Origin of the sequence: Mycoplana sp. BE70 (genome assembly GCF_031455855.1) — a bacterium.
In the GTDB taxonomy this organism is placed as follows: domain Bacteria; phylum Pseudomonadota; class Alphaproteobacteria; order Rhizobiales; family Rhizobiaceae; genus Mycoplana.
On record NZ_JAVDTM010000004.1, the window covers coordinates 21142 to 34742 of the forward strand.

Consider the following 13601-nt stretch of genomic DNA (forward strand, 5'->3'; position numbering starts at 1 on the left):
GTCAATCGACCGTCCGCGTCATCCATCTTCCGAATACCGGCGTCAGGACGGGCGTCCGGGGCCTCAGTATCCGGGCCCGCCCCAGCCACGACGCGGGCGGCCGTAATAGCCGTCCACCGGCCCTTCATAGTATCCATCGACCGGCCCCTCGTAGTAGCCGCCGACAGGCCCTTCCAGATAGCCGTCCACCGGCCCGTCGTACACGCCATAGCCGTCGTTGGAATAGCGATCCGTCTGGTAGCGCTGCCGCGCGACGCGCTGGCGACTGCGTTGCTCGGCGAACTGGCCCGATTCGCGCAACTGTCGGAACTGCTTGCGGGTCAGATAGCCGTCTGCGCGCTGGCCGAGCGAGCGCTGCCATGCCGCGATCGCCGATCGGGTTCGCGGGCCGAACACGCCATCCGCACCGCCCGTGTCGTAACCCAGCACGTTCAGCCAACGCTGAGACTGGATACGGGTTCCCGGCTCCAGGTAAGCCTCCCGGACATCGGGCGAGGTTTCAAAAACTGTCGTTTTCGACTGTAACTGCTGCTTTGCGACAGGCTTCTCGGTGACGACGTCGTTAACGCTTGCATCACCTGCCGCTGTCGCGCCGTCGTTCGTCTGCTTTCCGAGAGCCGCCAATCGCTTGTGTGCCTCCGCCGCAAAGCGGCCGTTCGGAAACTCGTCGAGATACTTTTCGATTGCGCTGGCCGTACCATTGAGAACGGCCCGGCTCCAGCTGTTGTCCTCGCGACGGGCAAGGCGCTCGGCCTCATCGGCCTCAGCCTTGGTCGCCGTGGCCGCAGTCGAACTGTCCGGCTCGGTGGAAGGTGCCTTGGCATCCAGCGTGCCGGCAGGGAAATCGGGGGGCACGGTCGCCCCGGTGTTGCCGTCCGCAGCTTGGCTTGCTTTCTGTCGCGCGGCCGCTGCGGCCTCTTCGGCCTTGGCCCGTTCGGCTTCGGCTGCATCCCGCGCCGCCTCCGCCCTTGCCCTTTCCGCCTCTGCGGCATCCGCCTTGGCCCGGGCCTCGGTTTCTGCCTGGACGGCTTGTTCGGCCTTGATCCGCGCGGCTTCCGCCGCCGCCTCGATGCGTTTGCGCTCGGCCTCGGCGGCCGCCTGCTCCGCTTCTGCCTTCGCCCTTGCTTCCTCGGCGATCTTGGCCTCCCGTTCGGCCTTCAGGCGCGCAGCTTCGGCCCGCGCCTGCTGCTCCGCCTTCAATCGCTCGGCCTGAGCAGCCTCCTCGGCTGCCTGGCGCTCAACCTCAGCCTTCGCCTCTGCGGCCCGCTTGGCTTCCGCTTCCGCGCGCGCCTGCTCTTCCTTGCGCAATTGCTCAGCTTCTTCCAGGCGCTTGCGCTCTGCCTCGACGGCAAGCTTTTCTTGCTCGACCTTTGCCTTCTCGGCGGCAATCTTCGCCTGTTCCTCGGCTTTCAGTCGTGCAGCCTCGGCGGCCTTCTGGTCTGATTGGGCCTTTTCCTTCGCGGAAGGAGCGGCTGTCCCTTGCGCGGATCCCTCCGCCTCCTTGGCGGGTTTGGCGACGCCGGCGGCGTTCAATTCGGCAAGGCGAATTCGGGCCATCGAGGCGAACGTGCCGTTCGGATACTGCTTCAGGTAGCTTTCATATCCCGCCGGATCGCTGCTGGCCGAAATCTTCTGCCACAGCGAAAATTCCGATTCCCACTTTTTGGATGCGCTGGCAGGCGGTTGCGTTTCAGCCGCCTGCACCGCTGGTCCGCCGGCGACGGCGAGCCCCAGCAAGCTAGCCAATCCGAGTTTCGCAAAACGCGCGCTGGTCATCAAATTCCCTTTCGATCGCTGCGGAAGCACCCTCCGCACGCTAGCCCCAACTGAACGCCAATCAAGGCCATGGCATCAGATTCCGGCACAACTTTGATCCCGCCTTCCCTGCCCACCAATAGCCGGCAGTGCATGGATACCTGCAGTTACTGACGTTTGGCGAAAGTCGCTTAATCGGGAAAACTCAATCACATTGCAAAAGCCGAGCCAGCCATCGCGGGTCCAGCGCGGCCTCAAGTTCGGCCGCCACTCCATCCAAAGCCTCATCGACCGCCCTGCGATAGTCGAAGCCGCCACCTGCAATCCCGAATTCCGCCAGAAGGCGGGCCCGGAAGGAATCGCTCGACAAAAGACCGTGCAGGTAGGTGCCGAAAATGCGCCCGTCCGGAGACGTCGCCCCGTCCGGCCGGCCGTCGATCTCCACGGCGGGCCGGGCACAGTCCGGGCCGGTGGTCAGGCCGAGATGGATCTCGTAGCCCTCAAGCGGCACGCCGTAGTGAAGCGAATGCGCAGCGCTGTTGCGCACCGTCTTTTCCGGCGCCATCACGGTTTCGACGTCCAGCAGACCAAGGCCTTCGATCTCTCGCTCGCTGCCCTCGATGCCGAGCGGATCGCTCACGCGCCGGCCAAGCATCTGGTAGCCCCCGCATATTCCGATGATACGTCCGCCGCGACGGTTGTGCTGCTCCATGTCGCGATCCCAGCCCTGCGCCCGCAGGTCATTCAGGTCGGCGATGGTGGATTTGGAACCGGGAAGAACGACGAGACCGGCATCGGAGGGTATGCGCTCGCCCGGCCGGACGAAGACGAGATCGACGTCGGGCTCCAGACGCAGCGGATCAAGATCATCGAAATTGGCGATGCGGGACAACACCGGCACGGCCACCCGTAGCGCCCGCGCCCGCCCCGTCGCCAGCCGCTCCAGCACCACCGAATCCTCCGCTGGCAGTTGGCGGGCATGTTTCAGCCACGGCACCACACCGAAGCAGGGCCAGCCGGTATGCACCTCGACCGCCCGGATTCCGTCATCGAACAGCGTCACGTCGCCACGGAACTTGTTGATGAGGTAGCCCGTCACCATCGAACGGTCCTCTTCGGGCAGAATCGCATGCGTCCCGACCAGCGAGGCAATGACGCCACCGCGATCGATGTCGCCGACGAGCACCACCGGCACACCGGCCCGGGTCGCAAACCCCATGTTGGCGATATCCCCCGCCCTGAGGTTGATTTCTGCGGGCGAGCCGGCCCCTTCCACGACGACCAGGTCAGCACCTTCACTGATCGCCTCGAAACTCTCCATCACCGCGCCGAGCAGCTTGGGCTTCAGTGCCTGGTAATCCCGGCCCTTCGCCTGCCCGAACACCTTGCCCTGAACGACGATCTGACTGCCAGTGTCGGACTGCGGCTTGAGCAGAACCGGGTTCATGTGCACCGTCGACGGCACGCGTGCCGCCATCGCCTGCAACCACTGTGCCCGGCCTATCTCGCCACCGTCGGCCGAAACGGCGGCGTTGTTCGACATGTTTTGCGGCTTGAACGGCCTGACCTTGAGCCCACGGTTCGAGGCGATCCGGCACAGGCCCGCGACCAGCACCGTCTTGCCGACATCGGAGCCGGTTCCCTGCAACATGATCTTGCGTGTCATGCGCCTTCACTAGCATCGTGTCCATTGAGCGCAAAGTCCTGAAAACGGCGCCTCACGACCGCGATCCGCCACCGCGGACCAGCTTCGTCGGCACGCAACGGGCACAACCGCGCCGACGGTAGTCGATTTACGACATCCGACGCCGGAAACGGTTGCGATTTCAGCAATTCTCCAGCGTATATCACCGCCTGAATGCGACTCTGATGCGCCGACGGCGAGAAGGACCAAGACCATGCTGTACATCTTCAGCAAACCGAATTTCGTTCAGATCGCATGGAATGGCCGCATGCCGGAAAGCCAGTCGCGCGTGCGCAATCTGGTCGCCGACGCACCGTTTGGCCCGCTGCGCCTCATCCGCACAGGCAATGTCGGCTGACACGGAAGCGATTGCACCGAGGCGCCCTTGCCCGGTCGGGAGGGCGCTTTTCCTTGCGCAAGAACCAAAGAAAAAGCCGCAGTGCAGTTTTGCCCGCGGCTGGTCCGAAACACGGACAACGCCGGATACGCACCGGCGATACTCGCCCCCGGTACGCACTACCTGATCCGGGGACAGGCAGTAGCTTGGCTGCCGTGACGACACAATTAGCCGCACATCGTTACCGGAACGTTATTGAAAGCTTAAGCAAAGATGAATTGCGCACTTTTGTTGGCGGATGAGGTCATTTTCGCCGCCGCCGCCGCTATGCCGCGAACATAACCGCGCCGGATCGACGTCCCAGCGGCAGCGAGGTTGATTTCTATGCTGGAATCCTTACGCTGACGACTGCGATAAGGACACGATCGGCCGGTGACAGGTTCGATTTCGCCGAACGGCATAAGATGGGTGTCGCCGCAAGCAGGGTATCGACCTGCCTGACGCGCTTATCGGCCCCCGGCCTGACGCTTGTGACGACCGGGCAGCACAGGAAACGCAGAGCCCTGCCGCTGCTCCAGATGGTTTGCTGCATCGAAACTGGGAGGTCTTGAGACCATGAGGAAGCTGCTCGCTTCAACCATCCTAGCCGCCGGGCTCTATGCCGGCGCCGGGTCCGCACAGGCTGCCGATTGCGGCAGCGTTTCCATTGCAGAAATGAACTGGGCATCGGCGGGTGTCGCCGCCCAGGTCGACAAGATCATTCTCGAGAACGGCTACGGCTGCACGGTCACCCTTGTGACCGGCGACACGATGCCGACCTTTGCATCGATGAATGAGAAGTCCGAGCCGGACATGGCCCCGGAATTCTGGGTGGATTCGGTGCGAACCGCGCTCGACGCCGCGCTCGCCGAAGGCCGCCTTATCCAGGCCGCGCCGCTGCTGTCCGAGGGCGGCGTACAGGGCTGGTGGATTCCCAAGTTCCTCGCCGACGCGCATCCGGATATCAAGACGGTCCAGGACGCCCTGGCGCACCCAGAACTGTTCCCCGCACCGGAAGACCCGGCACGCGCCGCCGTCTACAACTGTCCTGCAGGCTGGAACTGCCAGGTTTCCACCGCCAATCTCTACAAGGCGCTCGGCGCCGAACAGAAGGGGTTTGACCTGGTCGACACCGGCTCGGCTGCCGGGCTGGATGGATCGATCGCCAATGCCTTCGAAAAGAAGGTCGGCTGGCTCGGCTACTATTGGGCGCCGACGGCAATCCTGGGCAAGTACGAGATGATCAAGCTGCCCTTCGGCGTCGAGCATGACAAAAAGGAATGGGATTCGTGCACCGCCATTCCGGATTGCCCGAACCCGAAGGTGAACGGCTATCCTGTCGCCAGCGTCTATACGATCGTGACCAAGCAGTTCGCAGAAAAAGCGAGCGTTGCCATGGATTACGTCAAGACGCGCAAGTGGGACAACCAGACGGTCAGCAAGGTCCTCGCCTGGATGGGCGACAACCAGGGAACAAACGAGGACGCAGCGAAGTATTTTCTGAAAACCTATCCGGAACTCTGGACGACCTGGGTCGCCCCGGAGGTCGCCGAAAAGGTCAAATCCGCCCTCTGAGCCGGTTGCTCATGACGGAAACGGGGAGAGAAAAATCAAAGTCGCAAACAGCACATGAAAGGAATCGGCTTCATGTGACAAGATTGCGGCAAGCCGGAATGAACGACAACAAACGCAGCGTCCATGACGCATCCGGCACTGCGGCGGGGCAGGCGCGACGGCGATGCCCGGCAGGACAAGGGGATCGAGATGGCATTGTGCGACGACATGCCAGCATTGCTTTGCAGGTTTCCCGCACTGAGCGATTCCACGATTCGCGAGGGACGCAAGGCAATTGACGACGGCTTCAAGGGGCTCGTGCGCTCCTACGCGTCGGTCATCGATTCGGCCGTACAGCCGCTGCAAGTGTTTCTGAACTTCCTTGAACGCCTGTTCGTCACCTCTCCATGGCCTCTCATCCTGGTGCTGATGCTGGCAATCGTCTACGTCGGCAGTCGGAACCTGAAGGTGATGCTCGGCGCCGCTGTCGCCATGGTTCTCATCGGCCTTTTCGGCCTTTGGAACGATGCGATGGTGACGCTTGCGATGACGACCGTATGCACGATCTTCGCCGTCCTGCTCGGCATCCCGATCGGCATTCTCATGGCGCGCTTCGACCGGGTCCAGTCATTCGTCAATCCCATCCTCGACGTGATGCAGACGATGCCGAGCTTCGTCTACCTTATCCCGGTGGTGATGATCTTCGGCATCGGCAAGGTGCCCGGCATGATTGCCGTGGTCATTTATGCGATCCCGCCGATGATCCGGCTGACCAATCTCGGCATCCGGCTTGTCGACAAGGAGGTCCTGGAGGCAGCCGACGCTTTCGGCTCCTCCAGTTGGCAGAAGCTGAAGAACGTCCAGTTTCCGCTTGCGCTTCCGACGATCATGGCGGGCATCAACCAGACGATCATGATGTCGCTCGCCATGGTCGTCGTCGCCTCGATGGTGGGCGTCGGCGGTCTGGGCAAGAACGTGCTGGGCGCCATCAACAACCAGTTCTTCACCGTCGGTTTTCTCAACGGCTTCGCGCTCGTCGCGATCGCCATTATTTTCGATCGAACCAGCCAGGCCTACGGCAAGCGGCTGCAAAAGCATTCGGAGGTCGTCCATGGCTAGTCATGCAATCGAAGTGAAAAATCTCTACAAGATCTTCGGCCCTCGCGGGGCGGACTATATCGAGATGGTGAAGAACGGCCTCGGCAAGGCCGAACTGAACGAGAAATACGGCCACGTTCTTGGCCTGCAGGACATCAATATATCCATGCCGGCCGGCGGCGTCATGGTGGTGATGGGCCTGTCTGGCTCCGGTAAATCGACGCTGATCCGCCACATCAATCGCCTGATCGAGCCGACCGCCGGCGAAGTGCTTTATGACGGCGTCGACATCTGTCGGATGAACGAAAGCGACTTGCGCGCCTTCCGCCGCCACAAGACGGCGATGGTCTTCCAGAAGTTTGCGCTGCTGCCGCACCGGACCGTGATTGAAAACACCGTCTATGGCCTTGAGATTCAGGGAATTCCGACAGCGGAGAGCCAAAAGCGCGCCCGCTACTGGATCGACCGGGTCGGCCTTTCCGGTTTCGAAAACCACTATCCCAACCAGCTCTCCGGCGGCATGCAGCAGCGCGTCGGCCTCGCCCGCGCGCTGACCAACGATGCCGAAATCCTACTGATGGACGAGGCCTATTCCGCACTCGACCCACTCATTCGCGTCGATATGCAGTCGGTCCTTCTCGACTTGCAGAAGGAATTGAAGAAAACCGTCGTCTTCATCACCCACGACCTGGATGAGGCGCTGCGCCTCGGCGACAAGATCGCGATCCTGCGCGACGGCAAGGTGGTGCAGCAGGGAACCGGCCAGGATATCGTGCTGCAGCCCGCCGACGACTACATCACCGCCTTCGTCAAGGAGGTGAACCGCGGCCGCGTCATCAACGTCGAGACGATCATGGCACCCCTGTCGGGCAACCCGGAAGGCGCCCCCATCGCCAAGGGCACCGTGCTCGAAGCCGCGGCCCGCACCATGACCGTCACCAACCAGGACGTTGCCCACGTGGTCGACGAAACGGGCCGACCGATCGGCGCGATAACGCTGGGCGCGATCATCGCCGCCATGGTCACGCCGACCAGCCACGAGGCGCATGCGCAAGCCGCCGCATAGACTGCACGCTTGGACAAGAATGAAAGGGCGCGCGAACGTAGCGCCCTTTTTCCGTTGTTCATTCGCATCCGCGCTTGCGGCAACATAAAGAAATCTTTATATCGTTAACTCATTTCGAGATGACCGAATTCGGCCTGCGAACGGCCTCTGCCGGCACGATAAGGAAGACCCTGATGACAACCGAACCGAACGCGCTGGCGGCCCTGCTTGCGGAAAAACCGTTCCTTCTTGCCGATGGCGCAACCGGTACCTCGCTTTTCGCCATGGGGCTGGAGGCCGGCGAGGCACCGGAACTGTGGAACGAGGCAAAGCCGGAAAACATCACCAAGCTGCACCAGGACTTCGTAGAAGCGGGTGCCGACATCATCCTGACCAACACCTTCGGCGGTACGCGCCACCGCTTAAAGCTGCACAAGGCGCAGGACCGCGTCTTCGACCTGAACAAGCGCGCCGCTGAAATCGCCCGCGCGGTTGCTGATGCGGCGCCGCGCACGGTCATCGTCGCCGGCTCCGTCGGCCCGACGGGCGAGTTGCTCATCCCGCTCGGGGCGCTGACCTATGAGGACGCAGTCACCGCATTTGCCGAACAGATCGAGGGCCTCAAGGCCGGCGGCGCCGACGTCGCCTGGATCGAGACCATGTCCTCGCCGGAGGAGATCCGTGCCGCGGCCGAAGCGGCGGTGAAGGTCGGCCTGCCCTTCGTCTATACCGGCTCGTTCGACACCGCCGGCAAGACGATGATGGGCCTGCATCCGAAGGACATTCACGATGTCGCCAGCGACATCGGCTCGGGTCCGCTCGCGGTTGGTGCCAATTGCGGTGTCGGCGCCTCCGATATTCTCTCCTCCCTGCTCGACATGACCGGCGCCGACCCGTCGGCGACGATCGTCGTCAAGGGCAACTGCGGCATCCCAGAGTATCGCGGCGCCGTGATCCACTATTCCGGCACCCCGCCGCTGATGGCCGAGTATGCGCGCCTCGCCCGCGACGCCGGCGCCCGCATCATCGGCGGCTGCTGCGGCACGTCCTGTGAGCACCTTGCGGCAATGCGCCAGGCGCTCGACGCCCATGAGCCGCGCGAACGGCCGACGCTCGAGATGATTGTCGAGGCCATCGGCCCGCTTCGGAACAAGTCGGCGAACGAGAGCGCATCTGCGCCTGCACGCGAACGCGGCCGGCGCGCACGGGCCTGAAACCGACTTCCACGCCAAAAATCAGCCGCCCTGCCGAAATGGCGGGCGGCTTTTTCGATCGGATCCGAAGTGATACTGGTGCGGCGCGCCTTTAGCAGCGCGTCACTGGATGAGATCTTGCTTCGACGTTCCTGACCTTTCTTGTTGCACTGGCAGTCCTCGAAATCACGCCGGGGCCGGACATGATGCTGATCGTGGCTCGCGGCGTCGGCCAGGGACGCAAGGTCGCCATACTGACCGTTGTCGGGATGATATTCGTGTCCGGCGTGGTTCAGGTGGGGTTGCTGGTCCTCGGCCTGGCATCCCTGCTGCGCGCCTATCCGGCAGCGCTTCTCCTCCTCCAGTGGGCCGGCGCCTTCTACCTGGTCTATCTTGGCAGCAGGATGATCTGGGCAAGTTTCGCACACCGGTGCGGCGGAAAGATTGCCGTCAGGGCGGTCTCCGGCTGGTCCGCCGTTCGCGAGGGGGCGATTAACAATCTCACCAATCCCAAGTCGCTGCTGTTCATGTTTGCCTTCCTGCCGCAGTTCGTCGATCCGTCAGCGGGTCCCGTCTGGCTGCAACTTCTGGTACTGGGATCGATACAGAAGCTGGCCGGGATCTTCTCGCTGGGATCCGTCGCCGTGACGGCGGGATCGGTTGGCCAACTGCTGTACCGATGGCCGCGGCTTCTGGCATGGCAGGAACGGTTCACCGGGCTGGTGATGGTCGGCCTCGGCATTCGGCTTCTGCTGACCGACAATTCCGGCCCGGCACCGGCCGTCGTCCGTTAGCCAAGAAGGGCGGCCTCGACTCGCCTTCCATCGAAATTGCTGCCAAGCCGCAGGCGAGCTGCCCCTCACCCTAACCCTCTCTCCGCAGGCGGGGAGAGGGAACTGGAACCCCGCGACTTCCCTCCTTCCCCACTCGCGGGGGAGAAGGACCGGCAGGTGGATGTGGGGCGAACCGGACGAAACTTACTGCCCGTACGCCGTTTGCAGGAACCGGCGCCAGGCTTCGAGCCCCGCCTGCATATCCTGTCGCCCGAAACCGACACGGAATCGGTCTTGCGGTACTGGCAGAAGTTCGGAGGCGAAGAGGCTGGAGGGCAGGAGCAGCACTCCCGCCTCCTCCACCAGCCGCCGGCAGTGCTCCTCCACCCCATCGCGGCCGAGATAGCGCACGAACGCGACGCAAGCGTCGGGGGCACTCCATTCGTAGAGATCGGCGTGATCGCCGAAGAAGCCTGTCAGCGTCTGGGCGTTGGCGGCGCTGATGCCGCGCGTGCGGGCGAGAATGGTCTCACGCGCCTTCAGGGCAATTTGTGCCAGCACTTCGGAAGGGCGCGCGTTGCAGATCGACAGGTAATGCTTCATCCGCTCCATGCGCTGCAACAGTTCGTGGTCGCGGCTGGCGATCCAGCCGATGCGCAGTCCCGCCAGGCCATAGGCCTTCGACATGACGTTGAGCGACACGCCCTTCTCATAGACCTCGGCCGCCTGCGGCAGGCGGCGCGCCTCGTCGCGCTCGAGACCGTAGTAGACCTCGTCGCTGAAGAGATGGATGCCGCGCTCGCGGCAGAGTTCGACAAGCCCGGCAAACACCGAACCGTCGAGGACGACGCCGGTCGGATTGTTCGGAAAGTTGACGGCGATCACCTTCGTTTCCGGCCGCAGTGCGGCGCGGACGTCGTCGAGGTCGAGCTGCCAGCCGTTCTCGGGCCGCAGGGGTACGCCGGTGACAGAGCCGGCGATCGTGACCGGCAGTGTCTCCATCGACTGGTAGTTCGGCACCGTGACGATCGCATGATCGCCAGGCCCGAGCAGCGCGAGCATGGCGCAGTAGAGCCCCTCCTCCGCGCCGGCGAAGGTCAGGATGTCGGCGCCGGACAAGCCCGCATAAGTCGATGCGATGGTCCCCCGCAGGTCCGGCGCGCCCCAGGTCGGCGTGTAGCCGAGCGTCAGATCCTCCCAGGCGGCACGGTCATCCTCGTCGGCCAGCGCCAGCAGGTCGCGCAGCGTCAGCGTCTCGCAATCGCTGGCGGCCATGTTGAAACGGGCTGTGAACTCCCAGCGGGAGAAGTGGGTTTCCAGGCGGAAATCGGGAAGCATGGTCACGTCAGGTATCCTTCTCTGCGCTCATCCGGCGTGCGTCGGCGAGGTAGTTGTAGATCGAGGCGCGGGAGGTGCCGGTCAGGCCGGCAAGGTGTTCTGCCGCGTTGCGCGTCTTGAACAGGCCGCGTGCCTCGAGTGCGGCGACTAGGTCGACGCGATCGGCCCGCTTCAGCGCGGACAGCGACAGCCCGCGCTTCTGCAGCCAATCGTGCAGCGCGACATTCATCGCCTCGCGCCAGTCGCTGGCAAACAGCGATGCCGGTTGCGACTGCGGCGTTCCTGCGAATGCCGAAAGCAACCGCACGGCTTCATCGATCCGCGAGACGTCCATGTTGATGCAGAGCAATCCGATCGCCCTTCCCTCGCCGTCCGGCAGCACCGCCGTCACCGATTTCAGCCTGCGGCCATCCGTGCCGATCTTCTCGTACGGCCCGAGCAGCGTGGTCTCGCCGTCGTCGACGAAATCGTCCTCGACAAGCGTATCCATGCCCGGCTGGCGACCGGAAAAGGCATTCCAGATTCCCGCGATCGTCCGCGTTGCAAGGTCATGGAGAACAACCTCAGCATGGGGATAGAGCAGCGCGCTGATGGCCGCAGCCGAAGGGCCATGGAGCGTTTTCAATTTTACGTGGGACCGGTGTTCGAGCATGCGCCGCATATCACTCATGTTAGATATTTTGTCAATATTATATTTATTGTTTAAAAGTTGACATTCAACCGCTTCCGCCGGCAAGCGCCGAACCTGGACGCCTTGCAGGCTTCCCACCCCTGAACTATCCAGATGACCGAGAGAGATTCGCCAGGAGATCGGGCCAATGAACGCAGGATTTGCCACCTTTCCGGACAGGGAAACGATCGCAGACAAGCTGTCCGAGCTCGGCGAGACCGAACAGTATTTCCTGCGCCTGCTGATGGAAAACACCCATCAGGACGAAAACCTGCTTGAAGGGTTGGCCCTGCATCTCGATCGCGCAGCCGCAGCGCATTTTCTGAATTCGCTGAAGCTGGAAAGGCTTGGCGAGTGGATGGGCCAACAGGCCCCGGCGCGGCTCCAAGCGCGCCTCATGGAGGCGGCAAGGTCCAGCCAGCATGCCGCCTACAATGCCTTCCGTAGCGGCCTCACCCGCTCCGGCGGCTTGGCGAATGCCTTTCCAAAAGCGTGATGCCCGCGAAAGCGTGCTGCACCACCGATCAAGACTGAACGTCGATCAATACGGCAAGCCTCCAACGACCGTCACGATCGGCCCCATCCTCGCAGACCGATCGTTGCGCAATACTTCCGGTGCGTAAAGGCTGGAAATGCTGCCGTCGAGATAGAGCGCGTTGCGGTAGCCGAGGCGATCGCGGAACAGCGTCGCGAAGTCGAAGAACCGCACCGGCCGATGCGAAATCGCAAAGACGACGCGACCGTCCGGCTGGATACCGACGCCGTTTCGGATGTTCAGGCTGTCGCTCTGCGGCAGGAAGCGCGGATGGATGCTGCCGTCGATGACCAGCATCGGACCGGACTGGGTGGCATAGAGCGGCTCCAGCTTCGCAGCGGCATAAGCTTCACTCTCCATCACCCCGGCCGTCCCGCGGCCGACGTAGAACACCCCGTTCGGTTTCAGGAAGAAGTTGCCGGTTCCATCGTCGTGATTGAGCGGTGTGCGCAAACGGCCGTTTTCGACCAGCAACCCGACGGGCGAATAGTCGGGGTGATACATGCCGCCGTTCATGCCGAAGATCATGGCCTCGTGGTTGTCGCGGAGGCGGTCGCGGAGCGCGCCGTAGGTGGCAGGCTGCGTCGATCCATCCGGAACGCCGTAGATGCGGATCGTCTCCAAGGCCGGGTCGAAGGTGCAGACGGTGTATGCCTCGGAAAGAAGGACGACCTCCCGGCAATGATCGCCGGCGCGCGCGGCGCCGGCACCACAAAGCAGCAGCAGAAGCAGGACGGCACACACAGTGCGGATCATCGTCTCCTCGACGCGTTCGGCACGAGAAATTGCGCGGGTACGCGCCATCTCAAAGGGAAAGCGCGTCCATGTGGAAGCGCAACTGATCATCGACATAGCGGTACTCGGCCCCCACCGGACAGGCGGCGCGGGCGAGGCAACCCAACGCCATGCAGGTGTCCTGCCCCGCCTGCGTGCGCAGATGACTGCGGCAGGTCGCAACGTCGAAGTTCGACGCCGTCACCGCCGCGACGGGGCAGCGTGTCAGGCACGGTTTGTCCTGGCAGCGGTCGCAGGGATGGTCCGGCGCAGGCGGTCTCACCCGGTCCAGCGCGTGTGCAAACCCGAGGGCGCCGCGATAGCCGTGCCAGAGGCCGAATTGCGGATCGATCAGGATGCCGAGTGGCGACGGACGGAGCCCCTCCGCCCGCATCGCCCATTGCTGGAAGGGCTGCCAGGGTGGGTCCGAGGGATACCATGCGGTGGCTCCGAGCGCTGAAGCCACGGGACCGATGACCGCCTTTGACCATGCATCCAGCGGGTCGGTGCCGCCGCGATCCGATTGCCCCGCCTGCCATTCACGGAAGGCCGGCCAGAGCGAGCTGCCTATATGGCCGATCAGAACCACGCTCCCTGCGCGCGCGCTATTCTCCAGCGCCGGCGCGGCTTCGTCGCCGGAGAGGTCGACGATTCCACGCAAAAAAAGACCGTGCGGCTCGAAGGCCGCACGGATCATCTTGGTTGTCGGAAGCGATGCCGTCATTTCGGCTTCGGTCCCTGCAGTTCGTAGTGCGGCCGCCAGACTTCCTTCTGGATCATGTCCGCCACCCTTCCCGCTCCGCCTT

General features: G+C 63.3%; 13 protein-coding genes. 7 read left to right on the forward strand and 6 right to left on the reverse strand.

All coding sequences use genetic code 11. The features are described from left to right. Window positions 1-63 precede the first annotated feature (63 nt). Window positions 64-1776 carry a peptidoglycan-binding protein gene (locus J2Y48_RS08625; RefSeq protein WP_310415813.1) on the reverse strand — a complete coding sequence of 571 codons (1713 nt, stop codon included), beginning with the start codon at window positions 1774-1776 and terminating at the stop codon, window positions 64-66. 184 nt (window positions 1777-1960) lie between these two features. Then, window positions 1961-3421, reverse strand: coding sequence for a cobyric acid synthase (locus tag J2Y48_RS08630; RefSeq protein WP_310415816.1), 1461 nt, complete (start codon window positions 3419-3421; stop codon window positions 1961-1963). A 232-nt stretch (window positions 3422-3653) separates the two neighbouring features. Here J2Y48_RS08630 and J2Y48_RS08635 point away from each other — a divergent pair, with 232 nt between their 5' ends. The 6 genes from J2Y48_RS08635 (at window position 3654) to J2Y48_RS08660 (ending at window position 9499) form a co-directional block, all read left to right on the forward strand. Further along, window positions 3654-3797 carry a hypothetical protein gene (locus J2Y48_RS08635; RefSeq protein WP_310415819.1) on the forward strand — a complete coding sequence of 48 codons (144 nt, stop codon included), beginning with the start codon at window positions 3654-3656 and terminating at the stop codon, window positions 3795-3797. A 594-nt stretch (window positions 3798-4391) separates the two neighbouring features. Then, a complete protein-coding gene (locus tag J2Y48_RS08640) occupies window positions 4392-5390 on the forward strand; it encodes an ABC transporter substrate-binding protein (RefSeq protein ID WP_310415822.1) in 999 nt (332 codons plus the stop codon). 189 nt (window positions 5391-5579) lie between these two features. After that, entirely contained in the window at window positions 5580-6488 is a 909-nt protein-coding gene (locus J2Y48_RS08645) for a proline/glycine betaine ABC transporter permease (RefSeq protein ID WP_310416773.1), read from the forward strand. Then, complete coding sequence (locus J2Y48_RS08650) at window positions 6481-7533, forward strand: glycine betaine/L-proline ABC transporter ATP-binding protein (protein WP_310415825.1); 1053 nt, start codon at window positions 6481-6483, stop codon at window positions 7531-7533. The genes J2Y48_RS08645 and J2Y48_RS08650 overlap by 8 nt, the downstream gene beginning before the upstream one ends. Window positions 7534-7706: 173 nt before the next feature. Beyond that, a complete protein-coding gene (gene bmt / locus J2Y48_RS08655; RefSeq protein WP_310415828.1) occupies window positions 7707-8726 on the forward strand; it encodes a betaine--homocysteine S-methyltransferase in 1020 nt (339 codons plus the stop codon). A gap of 164 nt (window positions 8727-8890) precedes the next feature. Continuing rightward, a complete protein-coding gene (locus J2Y48_RS08660; RefSeq protein WP_310416775.1) occupies window positions 8891-9499 on the forward strand; it encodes a LysE family translocator in 609 nt (202 codons plus the stop codon). A 183-nt stretch (window positions 9500-9682) separates the two neighbouring features. Here J2Y48_RS08660 and J2Y48_RS08665 read toward each other — a convergent pair whose 3' ends face one another. Next, window positions 9683-10822 (reverse strand): pyridoxal phosphate-dependent aminotransferase, encoded by a 1140-nt coding sequence (locus tag J2Y48_RS08665; protein WP_310415831.1) that lies wholly within the window; start codon window positions 10820-10822, stop codon window positions 9683-9685. A gap of 1 nt (window position 10823) precedes the next feature. Beyond that, window positions 10824-11486 carry a PAS domain-containing protein gene (locus J2Y48_RS08670; RefSeq protein WP_310415834.1) on the reverse strand — a complete coding sequence of 221 codons (663 nt, stop codon included), beginning with the start codon at window positions 11484-11486 and terminating at the stop codon, window positions 10824-10826. A 148-nt stretch (window positions 11487-11634) separates the two neighbouring features. On the opposite strand from J2Y48_RS08670, the gene J2Y48_RS08675 reads away from it, so the two are divergent. Continuing rightward, window positions 11635-11982 (forward strand): hypothetical protein, encoded by a 348-nt coding sequence (locus J2Y48_RS08675; protein ID WP_310415837.1) that lies wholly within the window; start codon window positions 11635-11637, stop codon window positions 11980-11982. Between the two features lie 45 nt (window positions 11983-12027). Here J2Y48_RS08675 and J2Y48_RS08680 read toward each other — a convergent pair whose 3' ends face one another. Together J2Y48_RS08680 and J2Y48_RS08685 are read right to left on the reverse strand one after the other, a co-directional pair. Continuing rightward, complete coding sequence (locus J2Y48_RS08680) at window positions 12028-12777, reverse strand: phosphodiester glycosidase family protein (protein WP_310415840.1); 750 nt, start codon at window positions 12775-12777, stop codon at window positions 12028-12030. Window positions 12778-12826: 49 nt separating this feature from the next. Continuing rightward, window positions 12827-13519 (reverse strand): ferredoxin, encoded by a 693-nt coding sequence (locus tag J2Y48_RS08685; protein WP_310415843.1) that lies wholly within the window; start codon window positions 13517-13519, stop codon window positions 12827-12829. Window positions 13520-13601 lie beyond the last annotated feature (82 nt).